Raw genomic sequence first — 16,515 nt, 5'->3', positions numbered from 1 at the left:
CCTTCGACAACCGCCGCCGCACGCGCCGCGGTTTCCTCCCCCGAGGTTTATCCGACACCTGCCCTCAGGTCGGCGTGATGCACGGCCCTGGGCTGCGCGACGGGCAGGTGTCGGACAAACCTAAACTATTGCTGACGGTCCAGTTCGATAGGCACCTCTGCAGCGGTCGCCGACAGTCGCGGCCAGCGTCCGTATAGCAGCAATGTGCCCGAAGCGGAAACTCGCTGAACCTGCGTGCTCCGCAGCATATTTTGGCTGCGCGAAGGTGAATCAACTGCCAACTTCGCTCAGAAACTGCTAGTGACTCTTTTGCGCTGCAGACGTAGCGCGGGGCGGGCGGAAAAATTCGCCTATGGCACACCAAGAAACCAACACCGCGACACCTCAGGCCAGAATTCGCGTCCTGACCCACCGTAGCGAGGGCCAGTTCGACCCTGCAGCGTGGATGAAGGAAGGAGAGCATCTCTTTGCTTCGGCCAAAGTTGTTCGGGCGAGTTGGACGGTAAGGCGCAGGAAGCTAAGCAGAAACATCTCTCGCAAAGCGCCCAGCGTAAGGGCTTGGGCAGAGCTCGAAGGCCTGCCGAAGGCTTCGGTGCTGCTGCTTGGCTATGCGATGGAGATGTTCCTGAAAGCTGGACTGTCCAAGGCCTACGCGGGTTGCCCTGAAACGCTATTCGACCGAGACCTGCGGCGATACAGCCATAACTTCAAGGAGCTGGCCAAGGCAGTGGCTTTCGAAGCCACTGTTCAAGACAAGCAGGATCTGAACACTCTGCGCGAGATGGTTTTATACGACGCGCGCTACCCGGTGAAGCCCGACGCGCAGAACACCGCAATCGAGCTTCAAACGGAACGGGCTTCTGTCATCTGGAGCAAAGCGGAATTCACGCGCCTTCGGCACCTGGTGCTGCGCGTGAAGGCGCATGTCTCCAAGATCGACAGAGACTCCATGAACCCGTGCAGCGTGACGTCCATCGAGATGGACGACGACGGCTATGTTGTTTACAGGGTCGGAGGGTGGCTGCCGCCGCGCGTCACCTACCGGTTCAGCACCGCTCAGATTGCTGCTGGCGCGTCGACTCGCGAGAGCCTGAAAGCCTTGGCGGAAGCTGGTCAACTTGCCCTCCTCGGCCACTATTGGGGGCAGGCGGAGTTCTTTGAAGACGACCTTGGCAGAGTCCCGAAGAATGAACCCGTTGCACCGGACGGCCGTAAAGCCATTCGAAGGCGCAAGCGCTCAGCATAGTCTTTCTAGTTCGCACTACGTTCCCGGCCGGAGGCACGGAGGAAAAACATGAACATGTCCTTTGCTAACAAGACCTTCAGAGGCGAAGATCCGACTTGGGCGAACGCGTGCGTCGGCGACAACGGCAACCCGGCAGGGTCGATTACGCCGAAGGTTTTGCCACGGCCGCCAACGCGCTGCTGGATGCGGCGATTGCTGATCGCGACACTCGCCTGCCTGTCGACACCCTTGTCTACCCAGTGTGCTTCACCATGCGTCACGCCATGGAGCTGTACCTGAAGGAGGCAACCGAGCACCTCGCTGAAATCGGAGACAAACGAGGCGTGCCGTTGCCCGAGTTCAAGCTGGTGGACTCGCATGACCTCGGACTTCTCTGGTCGTTCGTCAAGACGCACGCTCTGATGACCGATGAGCGACTGGGGGAGCCGGTAAGCAAGCTAGAGGAGTACGTCGCCGACGTTGCTTACATGGATGCAACTGGTCAGGTTTTCAGATACCCGTTCGACCTGGCGAACCAGAAGCACCTCAGAAACATCGGGGTTATCAACTTCATGGTGCTGAAGCGTCGATTCAACGAGGCAGAGCTGTTGCTCAAGCTTTTGAACCGGACCATCACCCAGTTGGCTGAGGAGTACGCCTGGGGAGCCTGTACCAAACACCTCTCGCGCCTGCAGTTGCACCGGATTGCCGCAGAGCTTCCCGAGTACGGTAGCTGGACAGAATCGTCCTTCGACGAGGTCAAGGCCTACGTTAAGGCCAAGTACAGCATTGGATCTGCAGAGCTGAGCAAAGCGATCGACATCATCAAAGCGCGGCATGAGATGGCCGCTCGCATTGGAATTGAAGTGCCGATTCCGGGATTCTCTTTGGGCGCTTTAGAGCGTTTCTTTGACCAGTGGTGCAAGGCCAACGACCTTCACTTGGTGATTGATCCGCCTCCAGCTCGGATCGTCTCCGCGATAGACATCAATGATGCGATTCAGGACGAGTTTCATCGCCAGGAGCTTGGAAATGAACTGGCCAATGAGCTCGAGCCAGAGGATTTCGCCGCAATCAAGGCGCTCTTCTATTTCGCCAGCGAGGCGCCGGTCTCCGAGGCCTTTGAGCTCGTGCTGAGTACTTACCAGCAAGAGGCCGCACAGTATCGAATTCATTCCGAGGAATACCGCCAGTCTGTCAGGAACAAGCTGTCCAAGATAAGAGTATTTGAACGGATCCTTTGTTCGCTCGACCTGCTTGGGTGCGCTGACGCACTTGAAGCGGTGATTGCTCGCTACGGACTCGAGCCTGCGCGCGAGCGACTCCTTGAGAACAGCGCTGCGCGAAAGGTATCTGTCTCCTGAGCAGGTGGCTCCTTGGGGTACAGCTGTCACCTAGCGCTCGAAAGGTCCAATGGCCGGTTGTGGCAGCGGTCGCTGGGCCGCCACAACTCAGCGTCAGCACCCAGCCTTACAAAGTCATTGCCCCCATAGACAGTTCCGCTTCGGGCCGGCTTCTGCTCGTTGATGCGGCCACTCCTGAAGCCACCGGTCGCATCGCGCAGCGGTTCCTGCTGAAGTTACTCCCGCTGTAGTTCACGGCATAAGGTTCGGAACTGGATGGCTTAACTCGACGCCCGGACCTGCAGCTCAGCCAGGCAACTCTCCGCGCATTCGCTCGAGTAGGGACTCCAGTTGGCGGCGCCCCTTCTCGCTCCCCAGCATCTGGGACGGCGCAGCGCCATTGAGCTCCGGCAGGGGCTCAGCAAGCCAGGCCTCCAGCCAAGCCGAGAGCTCGACTCGGTCCATATTGCCGCCGCTCTCTTCAATCATCCGGCCCAACTTGTCCAGCAGCGCCGCCTTGGCATCGATATGTTCGAAGGTTGACACCTTCAAGACGGGCTTCCACAACGCCTCCCTGAACTTCTCCAGCCGATCAATGCCTGCGTCCAGCCCATCGTCCTTCGTCCATCCGGGAGCGGCGGGTGAGCCACTGTAGGCGACGGGAATTCCGTGTTCATAGTAGACCTCGTGAATCGCATACCAAGTTTCCTCGTCAGACGGGAACTCGATCACGCGACAGTTCCAGTGGCTGGCTGGCGTACGAATGGCAGAGGGCGCTGGTGATTTGCCCTTGGACGTCGCTCGTGCCGCAATAGCTTGCTGCCAGTCCTCAACATTGCCGAGCTGCACCACCTCGTCGAGCCCCACGTTCTCCAACAGCCCGGCCAACAGCGTCCACCGCTCTTCATCGCTGAAGCAGAGCTTGCCATGCACGAGCTCAAGACGCCCGGGTAGTCGCTCGAGCTTGGCCAAGCCTTCTGGCCCGGTCCATCTACGACCTTTGCGCCCGATGTGCCAGTCGTCGGTCTGATCACTCATGGAAGTCTCCTGAAGTTCATGGTTGAGGAGGGAGCGATCGAGGCACTGCGTCGTACCAAGCATTCCGGAGGGACCTCAACCTGTTTCCGGCGAGGGCCGGACATTGCCCGAGCCAACTCACAAAAGCGGAGTGATCGGCAATCGTGGCGCTCCCGCTGCGTGCGGCCGCGAAGCCGAGGTTGATTCCGTCGGCAGGGCTCAGAGCTTGAGCCTCGATCCAGTCCATGTGCAACTGGCCAATTGAACCGTTCCTGTACCTCGGTCGACGGTGCTGCACGCCAGGTCCGTGAGAGGTAGAAGCCCAGTATGTGGCACTCGCCGATGCACAGCTTCTTCCGCTGACGTTGGGATCGGGATCCTTTGGTCGGCGGTAGCACCAACTGGTTAGGCATGGGTACTCATGAGGGCGTTGTGACTGGCCAAACGGTGGGACGACAGGTCGCCCGACGGTCAAATCCAGTATCGAATCCATACTGGCCGCGTACGCGTCGATGTGATTTAAGTTATTGATTTATATGAGTATTATGGTTCTTCTCGGCAAAAGATGGAGCGCTACGGACTGTTCGAAAAGCGACCGGCGTCACGCCGAGCCGTCTGCTCGTTGCCGAGCCCCGATGTCAGCGGAGCCCTTATGCAGATCAAGGATGTGCGTCCCCAAACCTTCGTCAAGCAGATCCGATGTGACCGCTGCGACCGTCTCGCAGAGGTTGGCGAAGCCGAGTTCCAAGAGTTCATCAGCATCGACCTGAAAGCCGGCTATGCCTCGATTTTTGGAGACGACTGCGACGTCCAACTCGACCTGTGCCAGCACTGCTTGAAGGCCTCATTGGGTCCGTGGCTGAGGATCGGCGACGCAGACGACAGGCAGCGACAACTTGAGGATTGGCTGTCTCAGTTCGATAGGGACAGGCATGGCGGGGAGTTCCCGGCGGTGGCCGATGCCTCACTGCAAGGGCGCCACGGCCGCGAGCCCCTCGAACGCTCGGAGACCGCTGGCGCTTGGATTCCGGCAGATCTGGACATTGCCAAACTAGAGGCCAAAGTTCATGAGGCGCGGACGCGCAGGTCTGTTGGATTCCTCAAAGGAAGGTTCGAGGTCCCCCCAGGCTTTGATGGAGAACTGCCTGGGGATGTAATTCAAGACTTCGAGGGGAGGGCCAACAAAGACTCAAAGTTGGCAATGTTCGCCCGCATGCAGAACGACCTGGACGTTGCTCAGGCGTCGATCGACAGGGCCATCGAATTGGCCCACAACGGCGAGCATGAACTTGCCAAACGCATCCTCTGCAATCTGCTCGGTATAGGCGTCATGGCCCCGCTATCGAGCCAAGAGCTTGGTCAGGCTTCCAACGAGCTGAGCGTCAGTCCGCCCTATGGCGCTGATGCAGCCCACCGCTCAGGGGAGTAGTCATGCCTCACCTCACCGAGCAACTTCTGTGGGCATGCCTGATCGTGCTCAGCCTTGTCTCACCGACCTGGGCAGACGGGATTGTTCGCGGCCAAGTCGTCAGCGTGTCCGGTGGCGATGTGCTCGAGTTGGTCGACGCGCACGGTCTCGAGCACAGATTGAGGCTGGCATTCATTGACGCACCGGAACCTGGACAACCCTTTGGGGATGAAGCGCAATCAGCGCTTGCGGCCATGGTGCTCGGTCGACCAGTGACAGCGCGACTGCTCGGCCAAAGTGATGATGGGTTCGCTCAGGCTGAGGTAATCGAACCGAATGGGCATCTGGTGAACCTTGAACTTGTGAAGCGTGGACTGGCCTGGCATGACTACTTTGAGTCCGAGCCCAAACTCGAAAGGGACAAATACCAGGCGGCCGTAGCCGCCGCACAGCAAGCGCGCCAGGGCATCTGGGCGCTGGAACGCCTTGAGCTGCCCCGCGACTACCGAGCCCGCGCCGAGCAGGCCTTGCGCTGGAGGCACTTCCTTGTGGCGGCACTATCGGGCGTTGCTTTGCTGGGCCTCATTTTTTCGATCTACGACAAGCGCATTTCTGCCTGGCTCGCAAGGCAAGATGAGCGCATGAAGGCGTCTGCGGCGGCGGGTCGCCTTGCGCATATCCGATCCGAGGCTAATGCAGCTGAGAGGGACAGGACGCGCGCCATTGCCGATCAGGAAATGAATCGCCTGGCTGCACTCCGTCGGGCCTCTGAGCAGAAGGGCAGCAAGCCGACGTAGTGATCCGCTTGGATTCTTCGAGCCACCCCGAGTGCTAGTCCCGGCTGGAGGGTGTGGGCTTTGTCGGCCCGCTCCAGGATGAGGTCGGCCGTGGCGCTCGAGCGGTCCCGCACCACCAGCACCGGCTCTTGCTCGTCGGAGAGGCCGCGCTTGGCAGCGCTGCCGCGGCGATGCCGGGATTTGCGCGAACGCACGGACTGGCCTTTGCAGGAGCACAGGAAGTAGGGCCTCGTCCGCTTCGACGACGCCTTGCAGCACTCGGGCCTTCACATCCTGGGCCAGTCGCAAGAAGCGGTGGCGCCAGCGGAAGGCCGCGCTGGGCGCCACGGCTAGGATGCCGGCCGCCCGATGCACGCTCAAGCCCTGGCGCTGCACCTCGGCCTGGCGCTCCCATTTGTCCTTGTGCCGCAGCCGGGCCAGCGGCGTGGCCGTCAGCGCGTTGAAGGTCCTGACGCAGGTTCGGCACTTGTAGCGCTGCAGCCCGCTGGCGTGTCCGTTGCGAACCACGCGTTCGCCCTGGCAGTGCGGGCGACTCACAGGGTGGGACCGCAGCGTATGCGCCACCTGCGCCGCATCGTCGCCCCCGCTCAAAGCCCGTAGCAGCGCCTGCCTTGGCGGCCATGTCAGCTTGGCCGCTTGGGCCAGCATCTTCTAGAGTTCCCGGCTGCGCATCGATGGCACCTTGCCCCCCGACCTCTGGGGCTTGCAAGCCAATATCCGCCGCTGATGGCTCACCAGATGAGCCCTCACGAATCAATGCGCAATGAGCCTAGCGAAAGACGCTCCCCTCCGGAAGGGGTACAGCGCCGGACATTTGCAGACCGACGAAGCCCAGGTGCTGTTCGGCCAACGTGCCGGAGACAAGCATTGATCGAACTTCTGCGCTTACGCGTTGACGCTTCGCAACCTAGCGCGAAGCACCTCGCTGCCACGCGCCAGTGCCTGAGTGCGGCGCGGATCGATCATTGCTGAGCATTTTGGAGCGCAAGCCACTGCTCCGCGACGGTGACACGCAGCCTGGCGCCTTCGACAAGGTTCTCATACAGCGTGACCATCGCCTCGAAGCTCCGCAGCGGAACAGCGCGGGCGTTCACGCGGGCGGCAGAAAGGCTCTTCTCCCAATGCTCGAACGCGCCGGCAGCATGGTCCCGCAAGGTGACGTGGCAGTAGCTCGTCACGTCGGCATGCGCGTTCAGCTCGTCCGCGAAGCGCAGCATGGCTTCGAAGTCATAGCGCCAGCAGAACTCCTGCCGCTCCCCGCGCCAGTAGTCCAAGTAGCCCGAGGTCTTCAACGCGGCCCAAAGCTGATCGTCAAGGCGCCGATTGGCGATCAGGAACTCGAAAGCGTCCTCGATTCTCAGAATCTTTGGGTCGAAGCTGCGTACCTGCTCCAGAAAATTGTTGGTGACCTCGATCATCCCCGCGACACGGTCCGGACGGCTCTTGATCTCAGCGACCTCGTCGGCGCTGACTTCAATAGCGGGGTTCGGGAGATGCTGCAGCAGGGGCGACGTCTTCAGTTCTTCCGGGGTGCAGAAGTCAGGGTTGTCGACTAATTGGATGCCGGCGGCGGCATATGCGCGGGCCACCAGCCGCGAGCAGAACTGCTTGTCACTGCCCGTGCCCTTCGCCTTGCCTGCGGACCGCACGGCTTCCCGCAGCGCGTAGGGCGTGCCCGTCACCTGGCGCGCATACTCAATCACTGCGTCTAGGGCTACAGGTGACAGCGGCGTGATCGGCCTCAGGGCGTACACCGCGCAGTCGTCCTCGTAAAACATCTTCTGCAGGTTGCGTGCGTGGACCCCATCCGAGGTTGAGTCGATGGCCGAGCTCGACCCCGCGTAAAGCATCGCATGGGAGATGTCGCTCTTGGTGCCGCACCGGACGGACCAGCTCTCGGGCGCCCGGCTCGTAGTCAGCAGGATGTCGCCCGGCTGCAGGTTGCTGTAATCAATCTTCTTCATCGTCTGGTCACTAGAGTTGGTCGGTGAAAGCCGTCGGAAGGCTCGATCGCAATGGTTGCTGCGGAAGGGCCGGCAGCAGCGCTTGCATGGACCTCAATTGAAACGAGAAGCCTCAGGCACAGTCGCCGCGATCGCCCGCCATAAGATGCTCCCTGGCTAGGCCCCCGAGCATTCGGCGCGCGTGACGCAGCAACTCGTCAGAAAGCTTGGGATCGCCCTTGGCGACGGCTCTTGCTCCGCTCACCGAGCCGACGAGCGTCATGGCCGTCGCACGGTCTTCCGTATCGCGTGAGCCCGCCAACAGGCTCTCTTGGAAGATGTCGACGAGCTCCGAGAAACCTTGGGCAAAGCGCTCGCTCGTGTCTGGCCCCATGCGCCCGATCTCGCTCACTAGCGCGGTCATGGCACACCCTGAAGCCAGGTCGTCGCGATGTTCCACCGATAGGAAGTAGTCGAGCTGCCCCGACAGGCTCGGAGCCGCTGCTCCCGCACCGTCTGCGATGAATCGATTCACGGTGTGGATGGTGTACGAGACCGCATCCGCGGCCAGATCCTCTTTCGAGGCGTACTTGCTGTGCAGCGCGCTGGAGGACAGACCTGCGGTTTGACAAATACGCGTCACGCTGACGGCATCGATGCCGTGCAGGCGAAACAACTTACCGGCCGCTTCAAGCAGTGCCTGGAAATTCTCCCTCGCTCGTTCTTTCTTGACCTTCATGTAGCGTCTGAGCCTTCGCCGCCGTTCTTGAACGGTGTCATCCCGTGGCGTGCGACTGAAAACTTGTCGGGGGCGGCGAGCAGCCTTGGGTCACAGGTGCTTGATGCGCCGGTGCTGGCTCTGTTAACCACGGCGAAGACGGCCGCACGCGTGAGCGGCATGCGATCAAGCCTGAGGATCTTGGCTTTCAGCTCTGGAATCCGCTGAAAGAGCTGGGACAGCCTGACGTGACGAATGCCTTGCATCTCTAACATCTGTAGCGCGGTCTGGCGAACCTGGCCGGCGAGCTGCCGGTCCCGCGCATCCCAGTCCACGCGTGCCTGCGACAAGCGAACCGCCCGCACCATCTTGGCGGTGTTCTCGGCCAACCAGTCGCGGTCGTTGCGATAGAGCCAGGCGTACGCTGCGGGCTCAGCCATGCGAGCGGCCTTCACGCCAGACAAAGGGTTCGCTGCCGTGATCCGCGCCCAGACCCTGCGGTTGTGGCACCTGGCATTCTCGAAGCCGGCCTGTCGCCAGGCCTCATGCAGGCCCACCTCGGTCCTGAGAAGGGTCGTCACCGTTTGCAGTGAGACCTCGCCGTACGCCGCGGCCTCTTCCTTGGTGACACCCTTGCGCAGCAGCGCGATGAGCCGGCCCCTCAAGTCGCCCTTGAGCGCCTTCGGCCGCCGCGGGGTGGCCAGGCCGGCGGCTGCAGCCCATACCATGCCAGTGGTCGTGTCGATGCCCACTTCCTTCGCGGCCGCCGATGTCGAGACCCCGGAAGCTATGAGAGCCACCAGGCGCGCGCGGCGCGGGTCATCTTGCAACTGCGCCGAGGATGCCGGCGCCGATGCAGTAGTGTCGGTCGAGCTGCTTATCGCCTCCATGCGGGCCAATAGGTCCTCGAGGTCATCGAACAACCAGGCTGCGAGCGCCAACCGCCTCAGCGGATGAACGCCGGCCGATCGGGCTGAGAGTTGCCGTGCAATCTCGGCATAGCCCTCATCACTCGACGCTGGCAATTGCCCCATCTGCTCCAAGTCGAGCAACGGTCTTAGGAACTCCGCGCATGCCTCGCCAGCGGCGACGCGCCGTAGCCGCTGCGCGGTGCCCGCCAGCAGGCCCCGGTCCGCCAGCGCAACACGAACAGCCTGGCGCATCAGGAGGGCGGAGAGCCGCAGACCTGGCTTGGCTACCAGGCTTGCAACCATGCGTGCGAGTTGCACGACGCTGGCCCGTGGCGACGTTGTCGGCGAAGGGAGGAACTGCGGCGGTGCCGGCAAGAGCCAGCCGAACCTGCTGACCCCTGTCGCCTTGAGGTCTGAAGACTGCAACCAGCATCCGTGGCGAAGGCAGATCCAGACGCCTGGCAGCTGGTGTTCGCGATGCCAGTAGGGGGTGATGTGCTGCAGGGTGTCCTCCTGCATGCATGCGCGGCAGGCCTTCAGCGGGTGGTTGGCCCTGAACCGACTGGTGAGCAAGCCGAGCTGGAATTTCAGCCGACCGGATGAGCTCTGCGCCGCGGCGTTGCAGGTCGCGTCGACCATCTCCACACTGGCGAAACGCAGGTACAGAGGAAGTAAGGTGTGCTCCTCCACGATGCTCGCCGCCGTGCCCAACGCGCCCCCCGCGACACCAAGGAAGTGGTCGAGCCGGGCGGGAAAGTCGTGCGCGCAGCCATGCCTCGGATGCCCGAACAGCTGGCTGCACGTAGTCGCAGGCAGTTTGTTGCCGCTGGCGACGTGATAGCGGCTGCATAGACTGAACAGGGTCTCGTCAGGTAGCCAGCGTTGCGGCAGGCCGGGCTGAAAGGAGTCTAGCGTCACCACCGCAGCCTCTAGACGATCGAGCTATCGAACGCGCCGGATGTGCGTCCCGGTCTTTGCAGCTTTGCGGTGCAGTGCGGCGTCGCGCATGGCCTGAGCCCGCATAGCTTCGTTCGCAGATCTCTCGATCTGCCAGGCGCCCACACCGACCAAGAGGATGGAGAAGCCGCCCCACATGAGGGTGAAGAACGATCCTCCACTGGTCAGCCCAGCGCTGAAAACGCAGATGCAGAAGCACGCCAACACCAGCATGCTGATGCCGAAATGCCGGCGACGGCGCGCTAAGGCCAGCGTCATGACATCCAGCGCTGCGCCTAACGAACTTCGATCAGCGTCCGCCAGGTTGTCGACATTGCGCCGCAGCTCATCTTTTCCTGCCCGGTCGATCAGCGAGGCGCCAGTGGCCAGCAGCGCGATGGCCGCCGCACACGTCAGAAGCATGGCGGCCTGTCCGATTCGCCCTGCCAGCAGCCCCACGGCGCCGATGCAGGCGCTGGCGATCGCCATCAGCGAGGTACCCACGATGCGCCGTCGGCGGGCCGCTTGCTCTGTGCGCGTGTCTGCCGTTCCCGTCACCACGTCGTACAGCGCTTCGTCCAGAAGCGTATCGATTGAACCCAGTGTTTCCCTATCCATAGGCGGCATCGATTAGGCCGCCATGAAAAGGGTCTCGCTGAGCGCGACCTCATCGATTCGCTCTTGCGCCGCAAACTTGAGGTACAGGTGCTTCACGATGATGGCCTTCTTCTCTGGCGCCAGCGTGATTTCGCGGGATCGGGCCCAGGCGTCCACTCGGTCCGAGATGGCCAGGGACAGCTCCCAGTTAAGCAGCCGGCCAGCAGCCATGACACCCGGTTCGCCGGTGAGCACCTTGAGCACATCGAATCCATGGGACCCCAATTCGAGCAGGCGTTCGGCGCCCAGCGATGACTGGTCCGTTTCTATCATGCCGACAGCGCTGCGGCTCACCTTCAGCAAATCAGCGAGCTGCTGTTGCTTGCGCCGTACTCGCAGATTGCTTGGACGAGCTAGATGGTGTCATCCTCAGCGCCATCGAAGAGATTGCAGCAGACAAGAACAGCGAGCTCAGTCGCGCTGAGACGGAGGCCTTACTCTCACGCCTTTGGCAGCGCAGCTTCAGCAGCGTTGCTGCTGTTCAGGAAAAGATTCTCGAACAGGCCTTTGTGCGTCGTGGCCGCGGCCTTACCGAAGCTGTTTACAGCGATGCTACGGAGCGTCGCCGGCTGTACCAGTACGGGTTTTCGCCGCACGTCGGCAGAAGATTTGAAGAGATAGCCCCAAAGCTTCGGCTCATTCTGGAGGACGCGACACAGTATGGAACCGCGACATCCCAGGACCGATTCGAGTTCTTTGAGCAGATGGGCGCGCTCCTTGCCAACGACAGAGGATTCGGCTTTCGAGGACGCGGCACTGTCGCGGATAGCGCGCTGCTGGCGGACTGGCAAGGAGCCTTGAAGTGGTGGATGGGTCTGGCCGGCACGGTGAGACCGAAGCCTGCCGAACTTCGCGGCTGGCAACGATTTGTCTCGGACAACTTCGAGTTCCGGCTCGGTGTCGCGGCTGGAGCTGTCGTGGCTCAAGCATGGTCGGACGGAGCAGGCAGCGCGCTCGAAGTCCCGTCGCTCGAGAAGTGGCGCGAAACCACCGGGCTCCCATGGTTTGGATTCTGGGCTCGCGAACTTCTGCGCTGGGGAACGCTGGACCCGTTCGTGGCATTCACTATGGCGCAGGGCCTTGCTGGAACGCGGGGCGAGGCCGATGCATTGAAGGCTGAGTTTGCCGTTTGGATCCGAGGCCTTGCAGACAAGGACTCCGAAGACTGGATCGACCCCCAGCGCTTCTTGCAGTGGGTGCGCAGTCGAGAAACTTCGCTCGAGGAAGACAGTGCGTCGCCCAGGCGCATCGATGTGAAATTGACCGGGGCCCGCGGTACGCTCGAGCGATACAACGTGCTGCCCGTTCAGCACCAAGAGTCAGTTCTTTGGCTCGATCCAGCCGGCTTCGAGCTCGCGCAGTCTGATCAATCGGTGCTCGTTACGGCTTCGGCATACCGGGACGACTTCGAACTCAGCCAGATCCGAGGGAGATGGTCAGTCCGCCGCCGCTTCCACGCGGGATAACGGCGTCAAGCGGAAGAACGCATAGCCACTTTTTTCACTGGCGCTGCCAATGGGTCGCCGGCGAACGGCGCGCTCGCCAGTCAAGTCGCGACAACTGAATAGAAGACTTTGGTGTCCGATCTGCTGAACGCACCACGTCGCTCCGCCGAACGTCGCTTGCTTCCGGCGCCCCCTCCATCACCTACGAATGGGATCCAGGCAGCGACGCGCGCGAGGGCTGCGGCCTGGGGGAGCCGTCCCAGGACTCGAAATCCCGCAGTGCGGAAAACGTCCGACGGACTTTATTTGAGCCCGACGGACATTATTTGTTGGAGTCAGAGTCAGGCGCGAACTCCCCATCACTCCACCGTCACACTCTTCGCCAGATTGCGCGGCTTGTCCACGTCCGTGCCGCGGGCGCAGGCGGTGTGATAGGCCAGCAGTTGCAGCGGGATGACGTGCAGGATGGGGCTCAGGGCGCCGTAGTGCTCGGGCATGCGGATCACGTGCAGGCCTTGCTCGCTCTCGATCTTGGTGTCGCTGTCGGCAAAGACGAAGAGCTCGCCACCGCGGGCGCGCACTTCCTGCATATTGCTCTTGAGCTTTTCCAGCAGCGCGTCGTTCGGCGCCACGGTGACCACCGGCATCTCTGCCGTCACCAGAGCCAGGGGGCCGTGTTTGAGCTCGCCGGCCGGGTAGGCCTCGGCGTGGATATAGCTGATCTCCTTGAGCTTCAGCGCGCCTTCCAGGGCGATGGGATAGTGCAGGCCACGGCCCAGGAACAGGGCGTTCTCCTTGCGGGCGAACTCCTCGCTCCAGGCAATGACCTGCGGCTCCAGGGCCACAACGGCTTGCACGGCCACGGGCAGATGGCGCAGGGCCTTCAGGTGTTCGGTTTCCTGCGCCTCGCTCAGGTGGCCACGGGTCTGGGCCAGGGCCAGGGTCAGCAGGAACAGGCCCACCAGCTGGGTGGTGAAGGCCTTGGTAGAGGCCACGCCAATCTCAGCACCCGCGCGGGTGATGAAGGCCAGTTCGCACTCGCGCACCATGGCGCTGGTGGAAACGTTGCAAACGGTCAGCGTGTGCGTCATGCCCTGGGCACGCGCATGCTTCAGTGCGGCCAGGGTATCGGCCGTCTCGCCGCTCTGGCTGATGGTGACGACCAGGGTGCGCGGATTGGGCACGCTGTCACGGTAGCGGTACTCGCTGGCAATCTCCACGCTGGTCGGGATCTTGGCGATGCTCTCCAGCCAGTATTTGGCAGTGGATCCCGCATAGAAACTGGTGCCGCAGGCCAGGATCAGCACGGAGTCGATCTCCTTGAAGGCGCGGTAGGCGCCGTCACCGAAGATCTCGGGGCTGATGCCGGTCACGGCATCCAGGGTGTTCGCGATGGCCACGGGCTGCTCGAAAATCTCCTTCTGCATGTAGTGGCGGTAGGGGCCCAGTTCGGCCGCGCCGCTGTGCGCATGCACGGTGCGGACTTCACGCTGCACGGTCTCGAAGCGATCGCTGCCGACCTGGCGCTGGGTGATCCAGTAACGGCCCAGCTGCATGTCCACCACATCCCCCTCCTCCAGGTAGACGATCTGGTCGGTGACGCCGGCCAGCGCCATGGCATCGGAGGCCAGGAAGAACTCGCCTTGCCCGGCTTGCGTCCCCACACCCAGCACCAGGGGCGAGCCCTCGCGGGCGCCGACCACGCGGTGCGGCTCCTCACGGCTGAACACGGCGATGGCGTAGGCGCCCTTCAGACGCTGCACGGCGAGTTGTACAGCGGCCAGCAGGTCGCCCTGATAGAGATGGTCGATCAGGTGGGCGATGACCTCGGTGTCCGTCTGGCTGTGGAAGGTGTAGCCGCGGGCCTTGAGCTCGGCGCGCAGCTCATCATGGTTCTCGATGATGCCGTTGTGCACCAGTGCGATGCGGCCGGCCGCGCCGTCCGCGGCATGGGCGCCATGGGAAAAGTGCGGGTGGGCGTTGTGCACCGCCGGCACGCCGTGGGTGGCCCAGCGGGTGTGGGCGATGCCGGTGCCGGAGGCAATGCCGTCCTCTGCCGTCTGGCTGTGCAGCTCGGCCACGCGCGAGGTGCTGCGGGCGCGGCGCAGTTCGCCGTCCTGATGCACGGCCACGCCGCAGGAGTCATAGCCGCGGTATTCCAGGCGCTTCAGGCCCTCGATCAGGATGGGGACGATATTGCGCTGCGAGACGGCGCCGACGATGCCACACATGGATGAATGCTCCTCTGGAACAGCGCTGGGGCTGCGATGGGAGCGAATCCTAGGAGGGGGCCATCGACATGTGTGCTCAAAATTTTGTCAAATTTGGCTATAAATTTCATCACCCAAAAGATAAGATGAAATCATTCAAAGCATCTATTAATTTGAAATTTTGATTCAACTTGATGCCACCGATCACCGCATCCTGGGGGTGCTCCAGGACGACGCCTCGCTGTCCAACCTGGACCTGGCCCGCCGGGCCGCAGTGTCCGCGGCCACCTGCCTGCGCCGGGTGAAGCGCCTGCGCGAGCTGGGGGTGATCGAGCAGCAGGTGGCCATCCTCAACCCGACACTCCTAGGCGCGGGCCTCATCGCCATCGTCGAGATCACGCTGGAGCGGCAGGCCGCCGAGGCCCTTGCGGCCTTCCAGGCCCTAGCGGTGGCGCGACCGGAGGTGCAACAGTGCTACCAGGTCTCTCCCGGTCCGGACTTCGTGCTGGTCATCCAGGTGCCGGACATGGCGGCCTATCACCAGTTGGTCCAGACTTTCTATGGCGCTGACAGCAATGTGCGCAATGTGAAGGCCTTCTTCAGCGTGCACCGGGCGAAGTTCTCGCCCCGGCTGCATCTGCCGGCCAGCTGAGGCACTGCAGCGTTGCGACGAGGCTTCAGCGACGGCATCCGCGTGCAATGAAAAACGGCCCCGCAGGGCCGTTTCAACGCGAGCCGAGCAGAAGGCTCAGACGCGCGAGCGGCGGCGCACGGCGCCCAGGCCGAACAGGGCCATCAGCGCCAGGGCCGCGCTGCCGGGCTCGGGGACGCCCATCTGGGCATTGATCCAGGCAAGGTGCGAATACACGGCGGTGGAGCCGGACAGGTCACCGTAGCTGGAGCCGTTCTTCTTGGCGGCATCGCAACTGAGGCCGAAGCTCTGGCAGGCCTGCCAGCCCCAGCTGTGCACGCCGGTCAGCAGGAACTGCGTGCCGTCCCAGACGAAGTCGCCACCACCGGAGTCGCCGCCAGCGATCAGGCCTTCGTCCTTGCCGTGACCGGTGTCGCTGCTCCACGCCGAGGTCCCGACTGCGTCTGCCAGGATCTGCAGGGTGTTGTTGCCTTCGCTGCCGCTGTCGAAGTCCGACATATAGGTCACGCCGAACTTGTAGTAGTCGGGGTCGTACCAGCCAGGCTTGACGTCGCCAATGACCTTGTTGAAGGTCTTGCTGTCGACATCGATCTTGTTCCAGGCATAGTGCCCGTACATCCAGTCGTTCCAGTTGGTCGGCGAGTTGACGTTGGCGACCTGGGTGGTGCCGTAGCCGGCCACCAGGATGTCCTTGCCGACGTCCAGCGTATTGCTGAGCTTGTAGCCCTTGATCGTGGTGACGGCCTCATCCAGGCGCAGCAGAGCGATGTCGGCCCCCGTGTCCAGATCACCGGTCCAGCCGGAGTGCACGATGGCATTGCCGGCGGCCACGGTACGCGACACCGTGGAAGCGCCGCCAGCCCAGCCGAAGTTGACGTTCATCTTGACGAAGTCGTCGGCGCAATGGGCGGCCGTCAGCACGTACTGGCCACCGGCCAGCAGGGAGCCGGAGCAGGCGTAGGAGCCCCCGCTCTTGGTCTCGAAGCTCAGCATGGCCACGCCGTCCAGGGCGCCGGCAACGCCATTGAAGCTCTGGCCCGGCAGGAAGCGCCAGTCAGCGGGCGCGCTGGTGTTGCCGGTGAAGGGCACCAGGTCCTTGCCGAAGCTGGTGATGGCGGTGCTGGCCTGGGCCGAAGACAGAGCACCGGCGCTGATCAGCGCCAGCGCCAGAGAAGACAAGACTTTCATTGAATTTCCCTCGTTGAACTGCGCGTCCGGCACTGCCTGATGGTTTCTGCCTCGTGACGAAGTTC

At 62.6% G+C, this 16,515-nt stretch carries 14 protein-coding genes and 1 pseudogene; 6 read left to right on the top strand and 9 right to left on the bottom strand.

Going from position 1 to position 16,515, the window contains the following annotated elements; translation table 11 throughout:
- Positions 1-352: 352 nt before the first annotated feature.
- Complete coding sequence (locus H5407_RS08865) at positions 353-1,246, top strand: hypothetical protein (RefSeq protein WP_183104082.1); 894 nt, start codon at positions 353-355, stop codon at positions 1,244-1,246.
- A 95-nt stretch (positions 1,247-1,341) separates the two neighbouring features.
- Positions 1,342-2,589, top strand: a complete 1,248-nt coding sequence (locus H5407_RS08860) for a hypothetical protein (RefSeq protein WP_183104081.1) — start codon at positions 1,342-1,344, stop codon at positions 2,587-2,589.
- A gap of 285 nt (positions 2,590-2,874) precedes the next feature.
- Here H5407_RS08860 and H5407_RS08855 read toward each other — a convergent pair whose 3' ends face one another.
- Positions 2,875-3,606 carry an MbcA/ParS/Xre antitoxin family protein gene (locus tag H5407_RS08855; protein WP_183104080.1) on the bottom strand — a complete coding sequence of 244 codons (732 nt, stop codon included), beginning with the start codon at positions 3,604-3,606 and terminating at the stop codon, positions 2,875-2,877.
- A 631-nt stretch (positions 3,607-4,237) separates the two neighbouring features.
- Here H5407_RS08855 and H5407_RS24000 point away from each other — a divergent pair.
- On the top strand, positions 4,238-5,014 hold the full coding sequence (locus H5407_RS24000) for a hypothetical protein (protein ID WP_220800526.1): 777 nt from the start codon (positions 4,238-4,240) through the stop codon (positions 5,012-5,014).
- 2 nt (positions 5,015-5,016) lie between these two features.
- Positions 5,017-5,790 (top strand): thermonuclease family protein, encoded by a 774-nt coding sequence (locus tag H5407_RS08845; RefSeq protein ID WP_183104079.1) that lies wholly within the window; start codon positions 5,017-5,019, stop codon positions 5,788-5,790.
- Between the two features lie 47 nt (positions 5,791-5,837).
- Here H5407_RS08845 and H5407_RS08840 read toward each other — a convergent pair.
- From H5407_RS08840 to H5407_RS08815, 6 genes and pseudogenes are all read right to left on the bottom strand, one after another.
- Positions 5,838-6,438, bottom strand: a pseudogene (locus H5407_RS08840) (IS1595 family transposase); the annotation flags it as partial.
- Between the two features lie 314 nt (positions 6,439-6,752).
- Positions 6,753-7,754 carry a YiiX/YebB-like N1pC/P60 family cysteine hydrolase gene (locus H5407_RS08835; protein WP_183104078.1) on the bottom strand — a complete coding sequence of 334 codons (1,002 nt, stop codon included), beginning with the start codon at positions 7,752-7,754 and terminating at the stop codon, positions 6,753-6,755.
- Positions 7,755-7,866: 112 nt separating this feature from the next.
- Entirely contained in the window at positions 7,867-8,472 is a 606-nt protein-coding gene (locus tag H5407_RS08830) for a TetR/AcrR family transcriptional regulator (protein WP_183104077.1), read from the bottom strand.
- Positions 8,469-10,283 (bottom strand): TnsD family Tn7-like transposition protein, encoded by a 1,815-nt coding sequence (locus H5407_RS08825; protein ID WP_183104076.1) that lies wholly within the window; start codon positions 10,281-10,283, stop codon positions 8,469-8,471. Before H5407_RS08825 ends, H5407_RS08830 begins: the two co-directional genes overlap by 4 nt.
- Before the next feature lie 21 nt (positions 10,284-10,304).
- Complete coding sequence (locus H5407_RS08820) at positions 10,305-10,916, bottom strand: hypothetical protein (protein ID WP_183104075.1); 612 nt, start codon at positions 10,914-10,916, stop codon at positions 10,305-10,307.
- Positions 10,917-10,928: 12 nt separating this feature from the next.
- Complete coding sequence (locus tag H5407_RS08815; protein ID WP_404935609.1) at positions 10,929-11,294, bottom strand: helix-turn-helix domain-containing protein; 366 nt, start codon at positions 11,292-11,294, stop codon at positions 10,929-10,931.
- Between the two features lie 5 nt (positions 11,295-11,299).
- On the opposite strand from H5407_RS08815, the gene H5407_RS08810 reads away from it, so the two are divergent.
- Positions 11,300-12,421 carry a hypothetical protein gene (locus H5407_RS08810; RefSeq protein ID WP_183104073.1) on the top strand — a complete coding sequence of 374 codons (1,122 nt, stop codon included), beginning with the start codon at positions 11,300-11,302 and terminating at the stop codon, positions 12,419-12,421.
- A gap of 338 nt (positions 12,422-12,759) precedes the next feature.
- On the opposite strand, the gene glmS is transcribed toward H5407_RS08810, so the two are convergent.
- On the bottom strand, positions 12,760-14,631 hold the full coding sequence (glmS, locus tag H5407_RS08805; protein WP_183104072.1) for a glutamine--fructose-6-phosphate transaminase (isomerizing): 1,872 nt from the start codon (positions 14,629-14,631) through the stop codon (positions 12,760-12,762).
- Between the two features lie 163 nt (positions 14,632-14,794).
- On the opposite strand from glmS, the gene H5407_RS08800 reads away from it, so the two are divergent.
- On the top strand, positions 14,795-15,262 hold the full coding sequence (locus H5407_RS08800) for an Lrp/AsnC family transcriptional regulator (RefSeq protein ID WP_183104088.1): 468 nt from the start codon (positions 14,795-14,797) through the stop codon (positions 15,260-15,262).
- Positions 15,263-15,358: 96 nt separating this feature from the next.
- On the opposite strand, the gene H5407_RS08795 is transcribed toward H5407_RS08800, so the two are convergent.
- Positions 15,359-16,450 carry a trypsin-like serine protease gene (locus H5407_RS08795; RefSeq protein ID WP_183104071.1) on the bottom strand — a complete coding sequence of 364 codons (1,092 nt, stop codon included), beginning with the start codon at positions 16,448-16,450 and terminating at the stop codon, positions 15,359-15,361.
- Positions 16,451-16,515 lie beyond the last annotated feature (65 nt).

It is taken from the genome of Mitsuaria sp. WAJ17 (genome assembly GCF_014174515.1).
In the GTDB taxonomy this organism is placed as follows: Bacteria; Pseudomonadota; Gammaproteobacteria; order Burkholderiales; family Burkholderiaceae_C; genus Roseateles_B.
The sequence above is the reverse complement of the archived record's forward strand: the minus strand, read 5'-3'. Positions and strand labels throughout refer to the sequence as shown.